The 22,147-nt window shown below is 44.9% G+C and carries 23 protein-coding genes, 12 tRNA genes and 1 rRNA gene; 32 read left to right on the plus strand and 4 right to left on the minus strand.

Annotated elements, in window-relative coordinates:
• Positions 1-172 precede the first annotated feature (172 nt).
• Complete coding sequence (locus GLW00_RS19525) at positions 173-865, plus strand: alpha/beta hydrolase (RefSeq protein ID WP_160916868.1); 693 nt, start codon at positions 173-175, stop codon at positions 863-865.
• A 14-nt stretch (positions 866-879) separates the two neighbouring features.
• Positions 880-2,154 (plus strand): MFS transporter, encoded by a 1,275-nt coding sequence (locus GLW00_RS19530; protein WP_160916869.1) that lies wholly within the window; start codon positions 880-882, stop codon positions 2,152-2,154.
• Positions 2,155-2,190: 36 nt separating this feature from the next.
• On the opposite strand, the gene GLW00_RS19535 is transcribed toward GLW00_RS19530, so the two are convergent.
• Both GLW00_RS19535 and GLW00_RS19540 read right to left on the minus strand, forming a co-directional pair.
• Positions 2,191-3,048 (minus strand): DegV family protein, encoded by an 858-nt coding sequence (locus GLW00_RS19535; RefSeq protein WP_160916870.1) that lies wholly within the window; start codon positions 3,046-3,048, stop codon positions 2,191-2,193.
• Positions 3,049-3,129: 81 nt separating this feature from the next.
• On the minus strand, positions 3,130-4,044 hold the full coding sequence (locus tag GLW00_RS19540) for a DMT family transporter (RefSeq protein ID WP_160916871.1): 915 nt from the start codon (positions 4,042-4,044) through the stop codon (positions 3,130-3,132).
• Between the two features lie 220 nt (positions 4,045-4,264).
• Here GLW00_RS19540 and cshA point away from each other — a divergent pair, with 220 nt between their 5' ends.
• Positions 4,265-5,743, plus strand: coding sequence for a degradosome RNA helicase CshA (gene cshA / locus GLW00_RS19545; RefSeq protein ID WP_160916872.1), 1,479 nt, complete (start codon positions 4,265-4,267; stop codon positions 5,741-5,743).
• 295 nt (positions 5,744-6,038) lie between these two features.
• Here cshA and GLW00_RS19550 read toward each other — a convergent pair whose 3' ends face one another.
• Positions 6,039-6,803, minus strand: coding sequence for a rhomboid family intramembrane serine protease (locus GLW00_RS19550; RefSeq protein ID WP_160916873.1), 765 nt, complete (start codon positions 6,801-6,803; stop codon positions 6,039-6,041).
• A 212-nt stretch (positions 6,804-7,015) separates the two neighbouring features.
• Here GLW00_RS19550 and acpS point away from each other — a divergent pair, with 212 nt between their 5' ends.
• The 15 genes from acpS (at position 7,016) to GLW00_RS19625 (ending at position 19,845) form a co-directional block, all read left to right on the plus strand.
• Positions 7,016-7,375 carry a holo-ACP synthase gene (acpS, locus tag GLW00_RS19555; protein ID WP_160916874.1) on the plus strand — a complete coding sequence of 120 codons (360 nt, stop codon included), beginning with the start codon at positions 7,016-7,018 and terminating at the stop codon, positions 7,373-7,375.
• 72 nt (positions 7,376-7,447) lie between these two features.
• Positions 7,448-8,947 (plus strand): NAD(P)H-hydrate dehydratase, encoded by a 1,500-nt coding sequence (locus GLW00_RS19560; protein WP_160916876.1) that lies wholly within the window; start codon positions 7,448-7,450, stop codon positions 8,945-8,947.
• A 53-nt stretch (positions 8,948-9,000) separates the two neighbouring features.
• Positions 9,001-10,023: a LolA family protein gene (locus GLW00_RS19565; protein WP_160916877.1), complete on the plus strand. Its 1,023-nt coding sequence runs from the start codon at positions 9,001-9,003 to the stop codon at positions 10,021-10,023.
• A 215-nt stretch (positions 10,024-10,238) separates the two neighbouring features.
• The gene (alr, locus tag GLW00_RS19570; protein WP_160916879.1) at positions 10,239-11,399 is read left to right on the plus strand and encodes an alanine racemase; all 1,161 of its coding nucleotides are present in this window, start codon (positions 10,239-10,241) and stop codon (positions 11,397-11,399) included.
• A 159-nt stretch (positions 11,400-11,558) separates the two neighbouring features.
• Complete coding sequence (locus tag GLW00_RS19575) at positions 11,559-11,840, plus strand: CopG family ribbon-helix-helix protein (RefSeq protein WP_027956786.1); 282 nt, start codon at positions 11,559-11,561, stop codon at positions 11,838-11,840.
• A 5-nt stretch (positions 11,841-11,845) separates the two neighbouring features.
• A complete protein-coding gene (locus tag GLW00_RS19580; RefSeq protein ID WP_035511328.1) occupies positions 11,846-12,196 on the plus strand; it encodes a type II toxin-antitoxin system PemK/MazF family toxin in 351 nt (116 codons plus the stop codon).
• A gap of 297 nt (positions 12,197-12,493) precedes the next feature.
• Positions 12,494-13,363: an RsbT co-antagonist protein RsbRA gene (gene rsbRA / locus GLW00_RS19585; protein ID WP_160916881.1), complete on the plus strand. Its 870-nt coding sequence runs from the start codon at positions 12,494-12,496 to the stop codon at positions 13,361-13,363.
• A gap of 4 nt (positions 13,364-13,367) precedes the next feature.
• Positions 13,368-13,724, plus strand: a complete 357-nt coding sequence (locus GLW00_RS19590; protein ID WP_089654561.1) for an STAS domain-containing protein — start codon at positions 13,368-13,370, stop codon at positions 13,722-13,724.
• Between the two features lie 2 nt (positions 13,725-13,726).
• Positions 13,727-14,128, plus strand: coding sequence for an anti-sigma regulatory factor (locus tag GLW00_RS19595; protein WP_160916883.1), 402 nt, complete (start codon positions 13,727-13,729; stop codon positions 14,126-14,128).
• A 14-nt stretch (positions 14,129-14,142) separates the two neighbouring features.
• Positions 14,143-15,153, plus strand: coding sequence for a PP2C family protein-serine/threonine phosphatase (locus GLW00_RS19600; protein ID WP_160916885.1), 1,011 nt, complete (start codon positions 14,143-14,145; stop codon positions 15,151-15,153).
• A 65-nt stretch (positions 15,154-15,218) separates the two neighbouring features.
• Positions 15,219-15,548: an STAS domain-containing protein gene (locus GLW00_RS19605; protein WP_089654564.1), complete on the plus strand. Its 330-nt coding sequence runs from the start codon at positions 15,219-15,221 to the stop codon at positions 15,546-15,548.
• Between the two features lie 2 nt (positions 15,549-15,550).
• Positions 15,551-16,027 (plus strand): anti-sigma B factor RsbW, encoded by a 477-nt coding sequence (gene rsbW, locus GLW00_RS19610; RefSeq protein ID WP_115825019.1) that lies wholly within the window; start codon positions 15,551-15,553, stop codon positions 16,025-16,027.
• Entirely contained in the window at positions 15,999-16,778 is a 780-nt protein-coding gene (sigB, locus tag GLW00_RS19615; RefSeq protein ID WP_160916886.1) for an RNA polymerase sigma factor SigB, read from the plus strand. Before rsbW ends, sigB begins: the two co-directional genes overlap by 29 nt.
• 20 nt (positions 16,779-16,798) lie before the next feature.
• Positions 16,799-17,374 carry a PP2C family serine/threonine-protein phosphatase gene (locus GLW00_RS19620; protein WP_326313971.1) on the plus strand — a complete coding sequence of 192 codons (576 nt, stop codon included), beginning with the start codon at positions 16,799-16,801 and terminating at the stop codon, positions 17,372-17,374.
• Between the two features lie 299 nt (positions 17,375-17,673).
• The gene (locus GLW00_RS19625) at positions 17,674-19,845 is read left to right on the plus strand and encodes a Tex family protein (protein ID WP_160916890.1); all 2,172 of its coding nucleotides are present in this window, start codon (positions 17,674-17,676) and stop codon (positions 19,843-19,845) included.
• A 45-nt stretch (positions 19,846-19,890) separates the two neighbouring features.
• On the opposite strand, the gene cmpA is transcribed toward GLW00_RS19625, so the two are convergent.
• The gene (cmpA, locus tag GLW00_RS19630) at positions 19,891-20,001 is read right to left on the minus strand and encodes a cortex morphogenetic protein CmpA (RefSeq protein WP_089654570.1); all 111 of its coding nucleotides are present in this window, start codon (positions 19,999-20,001) and stop codon (positions 19,891-19,893) included.
• Between the two features lie 75 nt (positions 20,002-20,076).
• Between cmpA and GLW00_RS19635 the strand changes: the two genes are divergently transcribed.
• From GLW00_RS19635 to GLW00_RS19700, 14 genes are all read left to right on the plus strand, one after another.
• The gene (locus tag GLW00_RS19635) at positions 20,077-20,520 is read left to right on the plus strand and encodes a SprT family protein (RefSeq protein WP_160916892.1); all 444 of its coding nucleotides are present in this window, start codon (positions 20,077-20,079) and stop codon (positions 20,518-20,520) included.
• A gap of 176 nt (positions 20,521-20,696) precedes the next feature.
• Positions 20,697-20,771 (plus strand) — tRNA-Asn (locus tag GLW00_RS19640).
• Between the two features lie 4 nt (positions 20,772-20,775).
• Positions 20,776-20,866, plus strand: a tRNA-Ser gene (locus GLW00_RS19645).
• Between the two features lie 9 nt (positions 20,867-20,875).
• A tRNA-Glu gene (locus GLW00_RS19650) sits at positions 20,876-20,947 on the plus strand.
• Positions 20,948-20,961: 14 nt separating this feature from the next.
• Positions 20,962-21,038 (plus strand) — tRNA-Asp (locus tag GLW00_RS19655).
• A 7-nt stretch (positions 21,039-21,045) separates the two neighbouring features.
• Positions 21,046-21,120, plus strand: a tRNA-Gln gene (locus GLW00_RS19660).
• A gap of 105 nt (positions 21,121-21,225) precedes the next feature.
• Positions 21,226-21,301 (plus strand) — tRNA-Lys (locus GLW00_RS19665).
• A gap of 8 nt (positions 21,302-21,309) precedes the next feature.
• Positions 21,310-21,391: transfer RNA gene (locus tag GLW00_RS19670), tRNA-Leu, on the plus strand.
• 48 nt (positions 21,392-21,439) lie between these two features.
• Positions 21,440-21,527: transfer RNA gene (locus GLW00_RS19675), tRNA-Leu, on the plus strand.
• A 70-nt stretch (positions 21,528-21,597) separates the two neighbouring features.
• A tRNA-Arg gene (locus GLW00_RS19680) sits at positions 21,598-21,674 on the plus strand.
• Positions 21,675-21,678: 4 nt separating this feature from the next.
• Positions 21,679-21,755 (plus strand) — tRNA-Pro (locus GLW00_RS19685).
• A 31-nt stretch (positions 21,756-21,786) separates the two neighbouring features.
• Positions 21,787-21,860: transfer RNA gene (locus GLW00_RS19690), tRNA-Gly, on the plus strand.
• Between the two features lie 18 nt (positions 21,861-21,878).
• A tRNA-Ile gene (locus GLW00_RS19695) sits at positions 21,879-21,955 on the plus strand.
• Positions 21,956-22,079: 124 nt separating this feature from the next.
• Positions 22,080-22,147: ribosomal RNA gene (locus tag GLW00_RS19700) — 16S ribosomal RNA — on the plus strand; the annotation flags it as partial.

Raw genomic sequence — 22,147 nt, forward strand, 5'->3', positions numbered from 1 at the left:
AATGGTTGTGCTTCTAAGAGAAGAAGTTGGTCTGTCATCCTGGCTGCTAATTGGATAAACAGACCGCTGCCTTTTCCGGAACCAGGGTTAATTTTTTGGGTAAAAGTTGGAAAATGATTGTGTTATAATGTTTCGCATAACGAAATAAATGATCGGGTGGAGGCGTAGGAACATGAGTATCGGGTGTTTATGTATTCACGGGTACACAGGAAGCCCGTATGAAGTCCAACCCCTCGTTGACTTTCTGGAAGCACGGACGGATTGGGAGATTGCCAATCCTACGCTTCCGGGACACGGAGAGGCTTTGGACCTTGAAGGCCACTATTATCAAGAATGGATTGCTACAGCAGAGCTTAGTTTGCTGGACCTCATGAAACGACACGACACCATTTACATCATCGGCTTTTCTATGGGAGGGATGATTGCTGCTTACTTGACTGCGAAGTACCATCTGAATCGACTGGTGCTTTTATCAGCGGCTGGGAAGTATGTCAGTCTCCCGCAGATGTATAAAGATCTGCTTGGAATGGCCGCGGATGCATGGAATGGTGTACTCGCGGATAATGAGCTCTTCCTCCGGTACCAGAAAAAATTGAGGGATACTTACCTTTTTTCTACCTTCGAATTTATGAAGTGTGTGCAATTCACACGCCCTTATTTACAGCAGGTCCGCTGCCCTGTGCTCATCATTCAGGGCGAACTGGATGGGATGGTGCCGAAGAAAGCGGCTTTGTATTTGAAAGAGGAAATTCCGTCAGAAGAAAAAGAGGTCATTTTCCTGAAAAAGTCGAAGCATTTAATCTGTCATGGGGATGACAGCGATGAGTTGTTTGATAAGGTGATGGATTTTGTAAGTCAACCATAGGGGGAAGAGAAACCATGAATAAGAATCGTGGACAACCCATCCAGACACCTTTTTATTATGGATGGGTTGTTGTGATGATTGCAGGTTTGAGTGTGTTCTTTTCAGGACCTGGTCAAACCTATTCCATCTCTATTTTTATTGACTACTACATAGAAGATTTTGAGTATTCGCGGTCTTTGGTCTCGGGTATTTATTCAGCGGCTACCTTGTTAGCAGGGATTACGTTGTTTATGATGGGGCGCCTCATCGACCGCTTCGGACAGCGGGCAATGATGGTTACGATCGGTTCGTTTTTAGCTTTAGCTTTGTTTTGGAATGCTTTTCTTCTCGGGCCGGTTATGATGTTTTTCGGTTTCTTTATGATTCGATTGTTCGGTCAGGGGTCGATGACATTGATCCCGAACACGCTTGTGCCTCAATGGTTCATTAGGAAAAGGGGAAGGGCGCTGAGCGTGATGGCCATCGGTGGTTTTGCCAGTTCTGCTCTGCTGCCTCCCCTGAATACTTGGCTGATTGAATCCTTCGGTTGGAGAATGACATGGGGGCTGTGGGGAGGCGCACTGTTGATTCTTTTTGTTCCATTGGCCTTCTTCTTCATCCGGAACAAACCCGAGCACATCGGAGAAGTGCCTGACGGGACGCCGAAACCGGTGAAAGGGGAAGAAGTGAAAAACCCGAACGTTGAGGTCAATGAAAAGAGTTGGACCTTAAAAGAGGCTATGGCAACGCGGGCCTTTTGGTTTATTTTGTTTTGTGTCACCGTTCCAGCTCTCGTTAACACAGCGGTGACCTTCCATATGGTATCGATCATGGATCTAAGAGGGCTCGATACAGGCGTAGCAGCCATGGTGCTGACTTTAATGGCTGTTGTCGGATTTCCGGTGACATTTGTCAGTGGTTATCTGGTCGATCGTTTCAAGGTGCATTATATTTTGGCCATCACGTTCTTTGGCCACATCTTTACCCTGGTTATCCTCCTGTTCACGAATTCATGGTGGATGGCTATTGCGTTTGGTGTATTCTGGGGTTTTGTCAATGGTTTTGAACGTATTGTATTGAATATCGTCTGGCCGAATTATTTTGGACGGGAACACCTTGGCAGTATTAAAGGGCTTGCACAAACGGTCATGGTCGTTGGCTCAGCGCTTGGTCCCCTGCCATTTGGTTTGTTTTTTGACTGGCTGGGAGGTTATCAGGAAGTGATTTTGCTGACGATTCTATTTCCGGTGACCGCAGGTATTCTTGCTTTATTGTCCCCCCAACCCCGATATGAAGATTATCATGCATAAGAAAAACGTCAGAGGTAAAATACCTCTGACGTTTTTTTAGTCTTTAAAGAATGCGATGACCAGTCCGCCTTCTCCTGCATATGTGGAGATCAGTGGTCCTGTCTCCATGAAGAGAGAATCTTTGAAGTTATATCGTTCTTTAATTGAATTCAATACTTTCTTGCCTCGTTCCTCATCGTTGCAGTGGGACATCGCAATGACGCGGTCTTCCAGGTTGGATGCATATTCTCCGATTTGTTCCACAAAGCGGCGCAGGGATTTCTTGTTGCCCCGAACTTTTTCTGTCACTTCGACGGCACCTTCCTCATCGCTTGCTTTCATAAGGAGTTTGATATTCAATGTTTTGGCGATGGCGCCTTTGACTTTATCCAATCGTCCGCCTTTGATGACATTTTCTAACGTCTTCAAGATGAAGAGCGTCGTTGTTTTCTCGATTCGTTCCTCCATATGAGAGACGAGCTGATCAAAGTTGTACCCCTCATCCATACGGGCGGTTGCTTCATTCACCAGCAGGGCTATGCCGCAGGAGGCTGTCAATGTATTGAGGACAGCAATTTTACGATCCGGTTCTTCTTCGAGGAGCATGTCCTTACCCATGACAGCACTCTCATATGTGCTGCTCAGCCCTTGCGTAAGGGCAAGTACAAGAATTTCATCGTCTGCGTCAATCTGCTTGTATTTTTCATAGAAATCATTAGGACTTGGAGAAGAAGAACGAGGAAGTTCCTCGGACTGCTTTAATTTTTCATAAAACGTAGGCAAATCGATCGTTTCCCCTGTTTTATAGTGCTCGTCTCCAAAGTGTAAGTTTAACGGGACATAGTGGATGCTGTGTTTTTCCATCATTCCTTGAGGCAGATCGCCGCCTCCATCTATGATCAGTTGTATCGTCATTCCTTCACCTGCTCTCTTAAATTCATCGTACTATTAGGGGAGTTCCCTATTCTTATTAGGTATTATATCAAATTTAGCGGTTTATCGATGGTCTGTTTCATGAGTGAATTTCGGTTTTGCTTTTTGCATCGTACTTAATATGAACATCATCAGCCCGAAAAGGACAATCGATCCGCCGAGCCATTGGGTCCAAGTGATTCCTTCACCCAGAATCCAATAGGCTAAAATGGAAGCCCCGATTGGTTCGACAAGTACAGCCATGGAAATCGTCGATGTGCTGAGCCATTTCAATGTCCAGTTGAACAAGGTATGGCCGAAGAAGGTCGGGATAATTGCAAAACCTAAAAATATCAGCCACTGATCTCCGTCGTACCCGGTAAAAGAATAACCGAGTGCCAGGTTATAAATGAGAAGTGTCACTGCGGCCATTCCATAAGCGATGAACGTATAGGTCATAATGGACTGACGTTTCCGTAAATTCTGACCAAGCAGAAAATAACCGGTTACGGTAACAGCGCCAAGCAGGGCGAGCAGATCACCGAATAAAGCCGTGCCGCTGATTTGAAAATCACCCCATCCGATGATCACGCTTCCAGTCAATGTAATAACAAGACTCAGGATAGCTCCGATGGTGAAGCGCTCTTTGAAAAAGAGGTAAGTCCCAATGAAGGCGAAGACGGGCTGAAGGGCAACCAGGACGACGGAACTTGCAACGGTCGTATAATCCAGTGACTCAAACCACAAAATAAAGTGGAAGGCGAGGAATACCCCCGATAATATTGCAAGAATCCAATCTTTTTTATTCGTTTGTTTTATTTCATCGAAATGTTTCCATAATACATAAGGAGCCATGATTCCGACGGCAATAGCCAGACGGTAAAAAGCGATCATCGCAGCTGGCGCATCTCCTGCGAGCTTGACGAAAATCGCGGAAGTGGAAATGGAAAGAACGCCAATGAACAAAATAATATATGGTTGAATTGGAGGCTTTTCCAAGTGAGCCCTCCTCTGGTGTACGTCAGTTTTTCCTCATTTTATCATTATTACGTTTGAAAAGCATAGCCGAAATGTGTAGAATTAACTATGTTATATGTGTTATGATGAATGAATCTATCAGGCAGATACCAGAGAAGCCTCTCCCGTTTCCTGTGGCAGAAGGCTTTTTTTACATGTATATAGGTAGAAGATTTAAACAATAAAGGAGTATGAAATTACTGTGACAACATTTCAATCACTAGGATTATCAAAACCTATTCTAAAATCATTAGACGTTATGGGTTTTGAGGAAACAACACCAATACAAGAACAAACGATCCCTCTAGGACTAGAAGGGAAAGATGTCATTGGTCAAGCTCAGACAGGTACGGGAAAAACGGCTGCATTCGGTATTCCGATGCTCGAAAAAATCAACAAACAAGTGAAAGCCGTTCAAGGACTTGTCATCGCCCCGACAAGGGAATTGGCTATTCAAGTAGCAGAGGAGCTTAACCGTCTAGGTAAAGGAAAAGGCATTCGTGTCCTGCCGATTTATGGTGGATCGAACATGGAGCGCCAAATCCGTGCCCTGAAAAATAACCACATCGTCGTAGCAACACCAGGACGTTTGCTCGACCACATCCGTCGTAAAACGATCAAGTTGGAAGATGTTCACACAGCCGTACTTGATGAAGCGGATGAAATGCTGAACATGGGCTTTATCGAGGATATCCGCGATATTCTGAAGGCACTTCCTGAAGAGCGCCAGACTTTGCTTTTCTCAGCGACCATGCCGAAAGAAATCCGCGATATTGCTACAACATTGATGAATAATCCGGAAGAAGTGAAAGTCAAAGCGAAAGAAATGACGGTCGAAAACATCGAGCAGTTCTTCGTTGAGATTCCGGAAAAACACAAATTCGATACCCTGACACGTTTGTTGGATATCCATGATCCTGCGTTGGCGATCGTCTTCGGTCGTACGAAGCGTCGTGTCGACGAAGTAGCGGACGGGCTTCAAGCTCGTGGTTTCAGTGCAGAAGGCATTCATGGTGATTTAACGCAAGGGAAGCGTATGTCCACATTGAACAAGTTCAAACGCGGACGCATCGAAATCCTTGTCGCAACAGACGTTGCTGCACGTGGTTTGGACATTTCCGATGTATCTCACGTGTACAACTTTGATATTCCGCAGGATCCAGAAAGCTACGTTCACCGTATTGGACGTACTGGACGTGCCGGTCGTAAAGGGAAATCCATTTCCTTCGTCACACCTCGTGAAAAAGATCAGCTTCACCTGATCGAAAAACTTACGAAGAAGAAAGTGGAACGTCTGAAAGTACCTTCTTCTGAAGAAGCGGCTCGCGGTCAGCAAAAAGTGGCTGTCGAGAAGCTGGCAGAAACGATCACAAACAACGACTTGAACAACTACAAGCAGGCAGCTAATGAACTGCTTGAACAGTATGAGTCAACAGACCTTATAGCGGCTGCACTGAAAATGATGACGAAAGAACGCAGTGAAGTACCTGTCCGTTTGTCTTCTGTTCAACCAATCAGTGTGAAGAACGCTCAGCGTGATAAGAGCAAGAAAAAAGGTGGCTACCGCAAAGGTGGAGGCGGCAAGCGCAACTTCAACAGCAAGAATAAATCCCGCAACCGCAACTTCAGCGGCAAAGGCGGAAGCAAGCGCGGCAATTATCAGAATAAGGGCCGCAGCTAATAAAGGTCATTAAAGTAGATCAGTCCTCTGTGTGAGGGCTGATCTTTTTTTGGTTTGGTAACAGTTGGTGTGGGTGGTTCGCCATTAAAGGTTGTGGCGGTACGGCATTTTATCAGTGGGTTTTAAGTGTTTATCAGTCGGTTTCAAGCTTTTATCGGTTGGTTTTAAGCATTTATCAGTCACTTTCAAACCTTTATCGGTGGGTTCAACAATTTTATCGGTAACTTGGGTATTTTAATCAGCAGGCGGTCTGGTAGAAGATATAAAAAAGACCCCACCCCGGAGGGTGAAGTCGTTACATGCGGTTCACAAGTGCGAATAAAGCCAGGAAGATAATGATTCCCCAGATGATGTACTTGCCTGTGTTTCTTCCATATTTTCTTTTCTGCCATCGATTCGGGTCGAAAGATATGTCATCATTGTCCGATCGTGAATGACGGGTGCGGACCTGCCATAAAGAAAAGCGGCGGGCGTTTCTCAGGATAACGGGTGCAATGGCAAATCCTCCGATCAGTCCGAATAAGTGGCCGAAGATATTGATGTTCGGCCGTGCAAAAGTCATGAATAAACCGATGGCAAAGATGGCGAGAATGATTTGCGAATTGGCTGTATCAATCAAGTGCTTCCGGTTCATGATCATGAATAGATAAACGCCGAAGATACCGAAGATAGCGCCTGATGCTCCGAGGTGCCAATAATAGGCATCGGGATTAACGATAAACGTCCCCAGGTTGCCGACAATTCCGGCAAATAAATACATGATGACAAACTTTCCTTTTCCTAACATCTGCTCAAGGGCAGGTCCGAAGAGGACGAGGGAAAAGGAGTTGAACAGGGCGTGGGTGAAATCTCCGTGTAAGAAAATCGGAGTGACAAGGCGCCAGTATTCCCCGTTCAAAATTAGGGCATTCATCCCAATGCCCCATTCCTTCAAGTCTACGGCGAAACCAAGCTGAAGAAAGTCCATCAACAGCCATAAAAAGAAATGAAGCCCGACAAGGAATGAAACAATCGGATAAAATCGTAGAAATTCTTTAAAACTTTCCGTTCGTACAAACATGACTAATCTCCTTTTTTCGTTCAAGATTACTTACCTGAACTCCATTCATCTTCACAGAAGCTGCGAAACGATGCCCTTCTTTGAAGGGAGCGTACTCCTATTCATTGGACTCCTAATATAATGTAATCCATGCCGCTTCCTCGTATTCTTTTTTACCGTGAAAAGATTCGGGTATACTGTTCATAGATTGTTAATGAAAAGGAAGATGAATGGTGATCAAAGGTATCGGTGTGGATATTATTGAATTGGATCGTATTAAACAAAGTATAAAGCGAAGAGAACGCTTTGTTCAACGAATACTGACTGAAGAGGAACATCTCCGTTATAAAACGTTAAATGAAAAAAGGAAAGTGGAATACCTGGCGGGCCGGTTTGCAGCGAAAGAAGCTTTTGCCAAAGCGACAGGAACGGGAATCGGAAAGCTTGGTTTCCATGATGTTGAGATTTTATCAAATGAAACGACAGGGGCTCCTGTAATGAGGGCGAAAGGTTACGATTGTTATCAAGTGTGGGTGTCGATCAGCCATAGTTCAGAGCATGCCATTGCCCAGGTAGTTTTAGAAGAGTGCTAGGGAGGTATAGGAGGGCAGACATAATTACATAGGTTGTCTCATAACATTGTAATGCGGGTAGGAGGGAACGAATTGGATATTGTTACCGCACAAGAAATGTACGAACGGGATCGAGTGGCCATGGAAGCCGCTGGACTAGATGGGAAGATGCTCATGGAGAATGCCGGGAGAGCGGTTACGTATGACCTGCTCCGCCACATTCAAAAAGAGCATGCGATTGTCGTCCTGATGGGTGCTGGCAATAATGGCGGCGATGGTTTCGTCATTGCTAGGACATTGTTGAACCTTGGATACGATGTGGAGGCCTGGCAAGTCGTTCCGGACGCAAAGATCACTGGAGATGCAGAAGCACACAAGAGGATATTCCAAGCTTCTGGTCACCCGTACAGACTATTGAAGAGTTCGGAAGACTTGAATACTTCTCTATGTCGTGCAGATGTATGCATCGACGCGATGTTGGGGATCGGAGTGAAAGGGCGGCTGAGAGAGCCCTACGCGGATATTGTCCGTCTCTGTAACGAGAAGTCAATCTTAAGGCTTGCGGTCGACCTGCCTTCTGGTGTGCCGGCTGATGAAGGGGTGGAGGTTTTTGAGGCATTTCAGGCTCATTACACTTCAATCATTGAAGCTCCGAAGCAGAGTGCCTTTTTACAGCACACGCAGCCATACTACGGCGAATGGTCCGTCGTAGAAATCGGCCTCCCCCTTAAACAACTTCCGGATCTCCGGAGGAAGCTTTGGAGTAGAGCTGATGTCAAAAGAACCTTGCCTGAACGAGAGGCTCATTCGCATAAAGGATCGCACGGAAAAGGGTTGATCATCGGAGGGTCTCGCTTGATGCCCGGTTCTGTCGCCATGACGGCGAAAGCTGCTTTGCGGAGCGGGTCCGGGTTGATTGCGGTATCCACGGATGCTGAAGCAGTTCCTGCGATCTCTCCGTATGTGCAGGAAGCGACTTTTGTAGAAGGGGAAGAGGGAGGACGAGTCCCGGATTTGGAAGGATATGATGGGATTGCTGTCGGTATGGGATTGGGCCGCGGCTCTATGCAGTCAACAGTGGTGGAGCGGGTGGTCCGAGAACAAGACACTCCACTATTGGTGGATGCCGACGGGTTGTACCTTTTAAAAGATTTCCTTGGAGAGTTGAAAAAAAGGGAAGTTCCGACCGTTCTGACGCCTCACCCAGGTGAGTTCGCCCACTTGACGGATCTTTCCATCCAGGAGATTTTGCGTGCTCCTTTTTCCTATTCAAAAGAATTCGCTGAAAAGCACGGCGTGTACCTCGTTCTGAAAGGACCTTCGACAATTATCACAGGTCCTGATGGTGAACAGCGGGTAGACGTCTCAGGCAATGCAGGCCTCGCTAAAGGCGGAAGCGGTGATGTTCTCTCTGGTATTCTGCTCAGCATGATGATGCAGGCAGAACAGGTGTTGGATGCCTTAAGCAATGGCTGTTTCCTTCATGGAGCGACGGCTGATTTACTTGTGCAGGATGGACATTCGAAGGTTGACCTACTCGCCTCTGACGTCATTGAAGGTTTGTCCCGGACGTTCCGTACATTTTCTTCTTAATCCATATCATACGTTCCCTTTGTCCTTAAGTAGAGACAAAGGAGTTGAGTCTTATGCAAAGACGTTTTCTGATCCTGTTGTTCAGCCTGTTCGTCTTAGGTGCTTTGACAGCTTGTGGCTCACAATCAAAAGAAGATGTCGTCAAGAAGCTTGAAAAACAGTCGGAAGAAATGGCTGGATATAAGACCGAAGCGAATATGAAGATGCGTACAGGGAAGGAAGAACAGAAATACAACATTCAAGTGTGGCATAAAAAGGATGATTTTTACCGCGTGAAGCTTCAAAATGACCAGGATGAAAAAGGAAGCCAGATCATCTTGAAAAATGACAGCGGCGTGTATGTCCTGACGCCAGCCTTGAACAAGAGCTTCAAGTTCCAAAGCGAATGGCCTCAGAACACAAGTCAACCTTACCTCTATGCTTCGCTGCTGAATGATATCAAAGCGGATCCGGATGCAGAATTCAATGCTTCCGAAAACTACTTTGTGTTCAAGACGAAGACAAATTATCAGAATAACAAGACCCTGCCGTTCCAGGAGATTTATTTTGATAAGAAAACGTATCACCCTGTAATGGTGAAAGTGTTCGATCAGGATATGAATGCTCTCGTAGAAGTTCAATTCGCGAACTTTGCGAAAGACGATTCGATGAAGAAGGAAGACTTTGATGTCGATAAGAATATGGCCATGGCTCCGACGGAAGCCCCTGTTGCCAACATGGAAGGGGAAGAGCTTGAGGAGGTCCTTTACCCACAAGAAACGTTCGGTGCTGAACTTGCAGACGAGCGTGAAGTGAAGACAGAAGATGGAAAACGATTCATCATGACTTATGCAGGGGATAAGAACTTCACATTGGTCCAGGAAAAGGCGGAGGTGCAATCGGCAAGTGCTCAATACTCTGTCCAGGTGAACGGTGAGCCTGTCCAGCTTTGGGACGGGGTGTTTGCAGCCTTCGAACATAACCGTCTGGAATGGAACCACAATGGAACGACCTATCAACTTGCGAGCAATGAATTGACACAGGATGAAATGGTCGCTGTCGCAAGTTCAATCAACACAGCTGCGATGGTGAAATAAAATTGGAAGGAGCAGGCTTAACGGTCTGCTTTATTTTTTGGTCTTCTACTGAGGAGGAAGATCTCCCTCTTAAGCTTCACTCTCCGGAATCCTGAGAGCCTCTAATTTCCCTAGCTTAATCATCAAACCTAACCGTTATTCCTGCTTCTTTTATGTATTTGACACCGGCTTCTTCTCATTCAATAATAAAAAGATAGAGAGAGGAGCGGGTCAAAGTGGCATGGGATACGTATTATAGAGATTCAATTGCAGAGATTGAATTAACGGCGATTGAGTATAATATACAGCAATTGAAACAACGATTGGAAAATGGAACAGACATTTGCGCGGTAGTCAAAGCGGACGCCTATGGACATGGTGATGTTCAAGTCGCAAGGGCCGCTTTGAAAGCAGGGGCGAAGAGTCTGGCCGTCGCACTATTAGACGAAGCATTGAAACTGAGAAAAGCAGGAATTGAGGCCCCGATCCTCGTCATGGGCTGGACACGTCCTCAGGATGCGGCCGTTGCTGCTGAAAACAACATCGCATTGACGGTCTTCCAAAAAGGTTGGCTGGAGGAAGCAGAAGTTTTAAAGGACACTGCTCCTTTAAAACTTCATTTGAAAATCGATACAGGAATGGGGCGGATCGGTGTACGGACGGTTGCAGAATTAGAGGGGATCCTTTCTTTTCTTACAGAAACCGCCGCGTTTCATTTGGAAGCTTTATTCACGCATTTTGCTACAGCGGATGAGGAAGACTCACAGTATTTTAATGAACAACAAGAGCGCTGGGACGAAATGTTTTCGTATTTTAAGAGGAATTGGGTAGAAGATGTCGAAATTCATACAAGTAACAGTGCGACAAGTATGAGGGTGCCGGAGCGGATGGACCATTTTGTCCGGTTTGGTATCAGTATGTACGGACTTTATCCCTCCCCCCATGTCAAAAAAGAAAGGCCGATCGACTTGAAACCTGCTTTTTCTCTGACGAGCCGGTTAATCCATGTCAAAAAAATAGAGGCTGGAGAATCGATCAGTTATGGGGCTACCTACACCGCGGAAAAAGAAGAGTGGATCGGCACCATTCCGTTTGGTTATGCGGATGGATGGATCCGTAAACTTCAAGATGCAGATGTCCTGGTCGACGGGAAACGGCAGCCGATTGTCGGAAGAATTTGCATGGATCAATTCATGATTCGGCTGGATCAGGAATATCCTATAGGGACAAAGGTTACCTTAATTGGTAAACAAGGGAATCAAGAAATTTCAGCTGATGAAATAGCAGAGCATCTCGAAACGATCAATTATGAGATTCCCTGCATGATCAGCCAAAGGGTGCCGAGAGTTTTTCAGGAAGGTGGGAGAACGGTAGAAGTAAGAAATTCCTTGCTGTGAGGAATCTTCCCGTTTTCGGACAATTCTCCCGATGTAAGGATAAAAGCTTTCATAATTCACGAAAAAATTCCAACACTCCTTTGCAATGGACACTCCCGTTTGATAAGATTAGAGTGGACTAATTGACTGGTTTCTTTTGAGAGAAGATGGTGGAGGTGTATGGTTTTGTCCGATAGCATGCAGGAGATTGTCATCCGGATTCCGGATAACCTACTCAATGAAGTGGATGGCTTCATTCAACTCGATAACAGTGATCGGAGCGATTTCATGTGTCAAGCAACGAAAATGTATTTGCGTGAGAAGAAACAGCGACATATTAGAGAATCCATGCGTAGAGGCTACATGGAAATGGCGAAAATCAATTTAAATATCGCTTCAGAAGCGTTTCAAGCTGAAGAGGAGGCCGAACACACCCTGGAGCAACTAGTGAGCGGGGTGTGAAGCCAGTGATAGTCAAACGAGGTGACGTTTATTTCGCTGATTTGTCCCCAGTTGTGGGATCAGAACAAGGCGGGGTTCGTCCTGTACTCGTCCTTCAAAATGATATTGGTAATCGTTTTAGCCCTACCGTGATCGTAGCCGCGATTACAGCGCAAATACAAAAAGCCAAACTTCCAACACATGTCGAAATTAATGCAGAAAAATATGGGTTCGAGCGAAATTCTGTAATCCTACTGGAACAGATCAGAACGATTGACAAGCAGCGTTTGACCGATAAGATTACTCAACTTGATGAACCGATGATGCAGCAGGTCAACAAAGCCTTGCAGATCAGCCTCGGTTTGATCGACTTTTAATCGGAATGTACGTCGTGGATGAAATAAAGTTACCTTTTTAAGGTAACTTTATTTTTTTGTGCTTTTGTAGTTTATAATGGGGATAGACAGGGTATCGTTGATGGCGTGTTTTTTATTCCCGGATTTTTAAATAGAAACTTGTCATTTTACAGAGGGTATGGGAAAGATACTCTTGTGTAAATGCCGTTGTGACGAGAACGAAGGCAAATGGTGTAAAAGGAAGTCTTTTTCTGATAAAATTATACTTAGATAGTATAAGGACGAACAATAGAGGGTTATGAGGCGGAGGTTTAGATAATGGACGAAAGACTGAAAAATGTAGTAGTAGAACATAGTGATGACATTGTCAAAATGTGGTTGGAGGAAGTCAACACACATAAGAAGAATGATTATACATCGACGATTTCTGATGAAATGTTCGAAAGTACGAACCGTGAATTTGTCAACGTGATTTTTTCCAGTATTGAGAAGCAGGGACTATCTTCTGACCTGGATGATTTCTCTGAACGCCTGATCAATCTCGGGTGGCCGTTGAGTTATTTAACGGACGGGATGCAAGTGTTCCGGCGTGTGGTGACAGATTTCATCCTCAAACAATCGGAAAAAATCGACTCCGATTACTTTTCCGAGGTCCTTCGTAAAGTAGATGGGTGGGTCGATCCGATCATCAACCGTCTTGTGAATGAATATTCAGGGAGCTGGGAGCACATCGTTTCCTTGCAAAGGGTGGCTTTACAAGAGCTTTCCGCGCCTTTAATTCCTGTGATGGAGAACATTACGATCATGCCTCTGATCGGAACCATCGACACGGAGCGGGCCAAGTTAATCATGGAGAACCTTCTGGACGGTGTAATCAAACATAACGCCGAAGTTGTATTGATCGATATTACAGGTGTTCCGGTTGTCGATACGATGGTCGCCCATCACATAATTCAGGCAGCTGAGGCTGTAAGGCTGATCGGTTCCCGGTGCATTTTAGTGGGAATCCGTCCTGAAATAGCACAGACGATTGTGAACCTCGGCATCGATTTAGGCAAGTTCCCTACGAAGAGTTCATTGCGCAAAGGTTTCCAAACAGCATTAGAATTAACAAATCGTCGTATTGAAGAAACCCAGAACAACGATGAAGACATCGAAAAACTAATTGATTCGCTAGACAGGGAGTGAAAACATGAGGATACCTATTTTAAAGCTTCACAACTATTTACTCATTTCCATACAAATCGATTTGGATGACCAGACGGCTATCCAGTTCCAAGAAGATCTTTTGAGCAAGATTCATGAAAGCGGAGCGACAGGTGTCGTCATTGATTTGACATCCGTTGATATCATCGATTCTTTCATTGCTAAAGTTTTGGGAGACGTTGTGACGATGTCGGATTTGATGGGGGCCAAAGTTGTTTTGACGGGGATCCAACCGGCAGTTGCAATGACTCTTATTGACCTAGGTATACACATGCAAGATGTCCCGACCGCGTTAGATCTAGAACAAGGATTGATCAAACTTCGCCAGGAATTGGAGGAGTGAATATGGACTTTCAATCCTGTGTCAACATTAAAAAGGAATGGGACATCGTCGGAGCCAGGCAACTTGGACGAGATATATCCAGAAAGATCGGCTTCGGGACTGTCGATCAAGCAAGGATTGCCACGGCCATTTCTGAACTGGCACGGAACATTTATTTATATGCAGGAACAGGCAAGGTCTGTTTCGAAGCACTCGAAGACATGAATAAAAAAGGAATCCGGATCGTCGCTACGGATGAAGGACCTGGAATTAAAGATATCAGTCAAGTTATGGAAGATGGGTTCACTACCTCAGGAGGGCTCGGAGCAGGGCTGCCAGGAGTGAAACGGTTAATGGATGACTTTGATATCGTATCAGCAGAAGGTGAAGGTACAGAAATCACTGTCGTCAAATGGCTCCGGTAAAGGAGGTAAGATGAATGAACACATTGAAACTCGATTTAGAAAATTATAAAGAACTATTACAAGAGTATATTAAGACTGAGGATGAGCAAGCTCTATACCAAGCGGAACAGTTCAGTAAGCATTCCATGCAGCAGAACATTTCGCCGGAAGAGATCATCAATGTCCATATCCAATCGCTACAAGAAATATACCCGGATATGCCTGACTATATTCAGTCATCTATGAACTTTCTTCTGGAAACCATGATTTCTTATGGATTGGCTTACCAGGAGTATCAGACGCTGCGGGAAAAGCAGCTTGAACTCAAATCGGAAATTTCCGTCGCTGCCAATATGCAAAAAACGTTATTGTCGACAGTGAAACCGGATTTGTCTGACATTGATGTAGGGGCTTTAAGTGTTCCTGCCAAGCAAATGAACGGGGACTATCATCACTTCGTCCACGATGGAAAAGGGAGTCTTGGAATTGCTGTCGCCGATGTCATAGGTAAAGGTGTGCCTGCTGCACTCTGTATGTCGATGATCAAGTATTCCATGGACAGTTTTTCAGGGATGCGGACAGACCCTAGTGTCATACTGGGCAGTTTGAACCGTGTGGTTGAACGGAACGTAGATGCAAGCATGTTCATTACGATGTTCTACGGTTTGTATAATTCGAACGAGCATACGTTTACTTTCTCATCAGCCGGTCATGAACCGGGTTATTATTACCATAAAGATCGTGATGAGTTTGAGGAGATCGATGTGCCAGGGCTTGTACTCGGCGTATCCCCTGAGGTTACGTATAAGCAGTACGAAAAGAGAGTGGAAAAAGGAGATATGATCATCCTTCTGACCGATGGGGTAACAGAATGTCGCCAAGGGGACCGTTTCATCGATCAGGAAGAAATCCTGCATGTCATCAAGCAATATTCCCATCTCCCTGCACAAGGAATTGTGGACCAAGTGTATAAACACTTTGAGCGTCTGCAGGACTTCCAGTTGAGAGATGACTTCACCTTGATTATTTTAAGAAGAAACGTTTAATGACTGTATAAGCAGGGTAAGCAATTATGTAGTACGTTTTTTAGGAAACATTGGGAGGGATTATGATGAATTTATCTATAGATGTTACGAACAATGAAGGTGTCTCAAATGTCGTCCTTACCGGAGAAGTGGATGCATTCACAGCACCCAAATTAAAAGATACACTGCTGCCACTAACGAAAGAAAAAGGCCAGGTTGTAGAAGTGGATTTTCAAGATGTGAATTACATGGACTCCACGGGTCTTGGTGTTTTCATCAGTGCCTTGAAATCAACGAAGGAGCATGAGTCAGAGATGCGCCTTGTTCATATGCAGGACCGTGTTTACCGCCTCTTCAAGATTACGGGATTGACAGAAATTATTAACATCGAGTCTACAGTACAAGGTGGAATGTAAACATGGAACCATTTGATTTTGTTGAAGTGAAGGTACCTGCCAAAGCGGAATACATCGGGGTCGTCCGTCTGAGTATATCAGGGATTGCCAACCGAATGGGATTCACTTACGAAGATATCGAGGATTTGAAAGTAGCCATTTCAGAAGCGATTACAAATGCTGTCAAACATGCATACAAAGAAACAGGCGAAGGTGAAATCACCATCGGTTTCGGTGTATATCAGGACAGGCTTGAAGTAATGGTCGCTGACCATGGAGGAAGCTTTAACCTGGGTGAAATTAAGGAAGATATCGGTCCTTATAAACAAGATGATGATATCGAAGAACTGCGCGAAGGAGGCTTTGGCCTGTTTCTCATTGACGCTCTGATGGACAAAGTTGAAATCAATAGCAAATATGGAGTCATTGTCCTTATGACAAAATATCTCCATGAAACCGGGGTGGGTCAAGATGGCGACCAAATCACAACACCACAATGAGGAAGTTTACGAATGGATCGCCTATTTACAAGAGAATCCGAGAGATGAAGAAGTCCAGGAGAAGGTCGTCCTCGTTTATAAGGATCTTGTAGAATCCATTGCTCGTAAATACTCAAAAAACAGCACCATCCATGAAGACTTGGTTCAAGTCGGCATGCTGGGACTGTTGGCGGCAATCAGAAGATATGATGCCGATTTCGGCAAGTCCTTTGAATCGTTTGCTATTCCGACAATCATTGGTGAGATCAAACGGTTTATTCGTGACAAGACATGGAGTGTTCATGTCCCACGTAGAATCAAGGAACTTGGGCCGAAAATCAAAAAGGTTTCGGAAGAGCTGACAAACACTCTACAACGCTCTCCTTCCGTTAAAGAAATCGCCGATGAGTTGGAAGTATCTGAAGAGGATATCCTTGAAACGATGGAAATGGGCAAAAGTTATAAAGCTCTTTCTGTTGACCGTAAGATTGAAGCTGACTCTGACGGAAGCACCGTCACCATCCTTGATTTAATTGGAAATCAGGAAGATGGTTATTCCAACATCGACCAGAGAATGCTCCTGGAGAAGATTCTCCCAATCCTTAGCGAACGTGAACAGGAAATCTTACAATGTACGTACTTTGAGAATATGAGTCAGAAAGATACAGGTGAACGGCTGGGAATCTCCCAAATGCACGTGTCCCGTTTGCAAAGGCGGGCATTGAGAAAACTGAGAGAAGCCCTTCAGTCTGAATCCGTCGAGGTATTCTAGTGGAAAAGGAGAATAAACGGGTGGATCTGTCTATTTTCCAAAAAGCCAAAAAAGGGAATTATTACTGCGGAGACAGCTATTTCTACAAGGAAACGGACGATGCATTCCTTTGTGCTCTCGCCGATGGTCTCGGTAGTGGAGAAATGGCCCGTGAATCGTCCAAAGCGGTTATGGAAGTGATAGAGGAACATCCAGATTTGACGCTGGAAGCTCTCATCAAAAAATGTAATGAGGTGTTGGTAGGGAAACGTGGAGTCGTCCTGGGAATTTTAAGGATTGACTTTGACAATCGTACTTACTCTTATTCATCTATTGGTAACATCGGGGTGATTACTGTGGACCCGGATGGTAAGCGTAACCGTAACATTCCATTGGCTGGTTACTTATCAGGTTATCCACGAAAGTTGAGAATCTCACGTGGAACAGTGCAGAAAGGGATGATATTCCTGATGTTTTCAGACGGAGTCAATGACCGTCGTCTGTCTTCGAACCTCACTCATTCCAAGAACGTTGAGCAAATCACTCAACAATATAAAGAATTATATGGTCAATCGCGTGATGATGATATTACCCTGATTGCCATGGCATATAATTAAAGCCCTTCATTCAAACCGTATGGGAGAATGGAGGGTTTTATTGTGTTTGTATGAACCATTTATCATAAAATTATTGAGTGGATTGGGGCTACAGGGAATAACTCGCTTTCCGCGGGAGGCTCATCGCCCGCCCCATGGAAAGCGAACCTTTTCCCGGAGCGCTTAGAATCACACGAAAGTCTCGAAACCGAGTCATCAACTAAAGGGAGCTAATACATAATTGGTACACGGGAGTCTTTAAGTATTCTCTTTTATAATTTGATACAATGGATGAGACGTCATTGAAGGAGGTCACGTAGATGAGTGAAAACAACAAAAATACAGAGCTTATGAAGCTCGTAGCTAAACAGACAAAATTGAAAGATCAAACAATCAAACAAGTCATTGAATTGCTTGAAGAAGGAAATACAGTTCCGTTTATTGCCCGTTACAGGAAAGAACTTACCGGCGGCTTGGATGAAGTGCAGATTAAGGACATTGAAGATCAGTGGAATTATGTTACAAATCTTGTTCAGCGGAAGGAAGAAGTTATCCGCCTTATTGATGAACAGGACAAACTGACCGAAGACTTACGCCGCGAGATTGAATCTGCCGAAAAACTACAAAAGGTGGAAGACTTGTACCGGCCTTATAAACAAAAACGTCGGACAAGAGCGACCGTTGCCAAAGAGAAAGGCTTAGAACCTCTCGCGACTCAAGTTTGGGAACAGAAGGACATCGATTTTGAGAAAGAAGCAGAAGCCTTCTTTTCTGATGAACACGAACTGAATTCGGTTGAAGATGTTCAGGCCGGGGTGAATGATATTATTGCCGAGTGGATTTCCGATGACCCTACATATCGAGAAAAGATTAGAAAGCAGACGCACGATAAGGGTGTCATTGCTTCATCCGAAAAGAAAGCAGATAAAGATGAAAAAGGCATTTTTGAAATGTACTATGACTATCAAGAACCTGTTCGGTCCATTGTGTCGCACCGTGTCCTTGCTCTTAACCGTGGGGAAAAAGAGGAGGTTATTAAGGTTTCCGTTCAGCCTCCTGAAGAAGCAATAGTTCAATATTTGGAGAGAAGCGTCATTAAGCGCCATACGGTTGGGAAGATCCGTTCCATCCTGGAAGAAGCGATCCAGGACAGTTATAAGCGATTAATCCAGCCATCTGTTGAAAGAGAGATCCGAGGGGCATTATCTGAACAGGCGGAGGAACAGGCGATTGAAGTTTTCTCCAGTAATCTTCGAAACCTCTTGCTGCAACCTCCTTTGAAAGGGAAAGTGGTTCTGGGCGTCGACCCAGCCTACCGGACCGGTTGTAAGCTTGCTGTCGTGGATGAGACGGGGAAAGTGCTGGATATAGGGGTCATCTATCCAACTGCACCAAGAAATGATACGGCAGGTGCGGAGAAAAAGATTCTTGCCTTTATGGATGCGTATGACATTGAACTGATGGCTATTGGGAATGGTACGGCTTCCAGAGAAACAGAACAGTTCATTGCAGATATGATTCAAAAACATCAGTTGAACGCTTCTTATATGATTGTGAATGAAGCAGGCGCAAGTGTGTACTCGGCCTCGAAGCTTGCACGTGAAGAATTCCCTGACTTTCAAGTGGAAGAGCGAAGTGCGGTATCCATTGCTCGTCGTGTTCAGGATCCATTAGCAGAACTTGTGAAAATTGATCCTAAATCGATCGGGGTTGGTCAATACCAGCACGATGTTACTCAGAAAAAACTGAATGGGTCCTTGACGTTCGTTGTCGAAACGGCGGTAAACCAAGTAGGGGTGAATGTGAATACAGCCTCTTCATCTCTGTTGCAGTATGTGTCGGGGCTCAGCAAGACCGTTGCGAACAATGTCGTGAAAAAGAGGGAGGAGTTAGGGAAGTTTACGAAACGGTCCGAACTCAAAGATATTCCACGCTTAGGTGCAAAGACATTTGAGCAAAGTATCGGCTTTTTACGAATCCTGGATGGGAAAGAACCTCTGGATCGTACACCGATTCACCCGGAAAGTTACAAAGCGACAAGGGAACTGTTGAAGAAGTTCGGATTTACCACAGAGGATATCGGAACGGACAAGTTAGCAGAAGAATTGAAGAGTGTGGACACATCATCTGTAGCGGAACAACTGGACATTGGTGAATTGACGCTGCAGGATATTGTGAAATCTCTCGTTCAGCCTGGCCGGGATCCAAGGGATGACCTTCCTAAGCCGTTGTTGAAAACGAATGTTCTCTCAATGGAAGATTTAGAACAGGGGATGGAACTTGAGGGTACCGTAAGAAATGTAGTAGACTTCGGTGCTTTCGTGGATATTGGAGTGAAACAAGATGGGCTTGTCCATATTTCAAAGCTCGCTGACAAATTTGTCAAACACCCAATGGATGTGGTGGCGGTAGGGGACGTCGTTACGGTTTGGGTCGAGCAAGTGGATGTACAAAAACAGAGGATCGCTTTAACGATGCTCAATAAAGGGTAAACCTAAACGAAACTGCCTGGAGAGAAGTAACTTTCCGGGTAGTTTTTATTTGTATAAGTGCTGATAGTAATACCAACATTGATTCAGCATTTTAATCTGATATTTATCTTTGTTCAAGAATGCTTTCGTCATTTGGTTCTTCAACCAGGAAGGCATAAGAAGTCATCTCCTTCATATTCAACTTTTTTCATTCTTATGATACAGTATGCAAAGGACAAGGGAGGTGTTCCTATGACGGATCAGGAATTGCAGCAATGGACGGATGAATTATCGATAACATACTTTGACAAGCCTTTTGATCATGATGTATACTTCAACCCTCGTCTTCGGACAACAGGAGGGAGATATATTCCTTCTAAAAAAGTGATTGAAATCAATCCGAAATATATAGTAGAATTAGATGGTGTCGAATTAGAAGGCATCATTAAACATGAACTTTGTCATTACCACCTTCATATTGAAGGAAAGGGTTTTGGACATCGTGATCCTGAGTTCAAGGCACTATTAAAGAAGACAGGATCCCCGCGGCACTGCTCAGCCTTACCTTCTGAAAAGAATGGGAACTTCCATCACTATGTTTGTACAAAATGCGGTCAGACATACAAGCGGAAAAGACGGGTAGATACAAAACGTTTCGGTTGTGGGAAATGTAAAGGGAATTTAAAAAAGAAGTAAATTTTCCATTGACGAACGAAGGACCACATGTTAAATTAGTTAAGTCCTAACAAAACAAGCCAAAAAGCGCATGAAAACAACTTAAAATTTCATGAAAAAAAGGTTTGACACCAAGGACGAAATGTTATAAGATATAAAACGTCGCTGATAAAACAGCAACAGACATTACGAATTATTCCAACGTAGCTCAGTGGTAGAGCAATCGGCTGTTAACCGATCGGTCGTAGGTTCGAATCCTACCGTTGGAGCCATTACGGAGAAGTACTCAAGTGGCTGAAGAGGCGCCCCTGCTAAGGGTGTAGGTCGCGTAAGCGGCGCGAGGGTTCAAATCCCTCCTTCTCCGCCATTTATTTTTGGCCCGTTGGTCAAGTGGTTAAGACACCGCCCTTTCACGGCGGTAACACGGGTTCGAATCCCGTACGGGTCACTTAATCTTATAAAGGTCCGGTAGTTCAGTTGGTTAGAATGCCTGCCTGTCACGCAGGAGGTCGCGGGTTCGAGTCCCGTCCGGACCGCCACTCTTTTTGGGCCATAGCCAAGCGGTAAGGCAACGGTTTTTGGTACCGTCATGCGCTGGTTCGAATCCAGCTGGCCCAGCCATTTTCTTTTCAAAAAAGAGTTGACAAAAAGCTGAATAAGTTATATGATGTTTCTTGTGCTTCAAAAAACAACATCATCATTGAGTTTTACAGATTCCTTTAATAGGAGCCATTAGCTCAGCTGGTAGAGCATCTGACTTTTAATCAGAGGGTCGAAGGTTCGAATCCTTCATGGCTCACCATTTATTATGCGGGTGTGGTGGAATTGGCAGACACGCTAGATTTAGGATCTAGTGCTTCACGGCGTGGGGGTTCAAGTCCCTCCACCCGCATTATCCAATTATCATGATCAGCATCCCATTGTTTACTACAGCAATTTTGCGGTCGTGGCGGAATCGGCAGACGCGCTAGGTTGAGGGCCTAGTGGGAGGTAATCCCGTGGAGGTTCAAGTCCTCTCGGCCGCACCAACTTTTTTTAAAAAAAGTCCTTGCGTCAAAACACAAAAGATGTTAACATATTAAATGTCGCTTTTTTAATGCGCCCGTAGCTCAATTGGATAGAGCGTCTGACTACGGATCAGAAGGTTAGGGGTTCGACTCCTCTCGGGCGCGCCATTAACGGGAAGTAGCTCAGCTTGGTAGAGCACTTGGTTTGGGACCAAGGGGTCGCAGGTTCGAATCCTGTCTTCCCGACCATCGAAATCCTAAATAACAACATGATACACTTGCGGGTGTAGTTTAGTGGTAAAACCTCAGCCTTCCAAGCTGATGATGAGGGTTCGATTCCCTTCACCCGCTCCATTTTATTGAATGTCATCGGGGCCTGTAGCTCAGTTGGTTAGAGCGCACGCCTGATAAGCGTGAGGTCGGTGGTTCAAGTCCACTCAGGCCCACCATGATTCATTTGATCTTTGAAAACTGAACGAACCAACCAGTACGTCAAAACATTTCTTCTTTATAGATAGAAGAGATTTGAAACAAAGCACATTCGGTGTGCAAATGAGCAAGTCAAACTTAACTTTTATGGAGAGTTTGATCCTGGCTCAGGACGAACGCTGGCGGCGTGCCTAATACATGCAAGTCGAGCG

Source organism: Halobacillus litoralis (genome assembly GCF_009856445.1).
Lineage (GTDB): Bacteria > Bacillota > Bacilli > Bacillales > Halobacillaceae > Halobacillus > Halobacillus litoralis.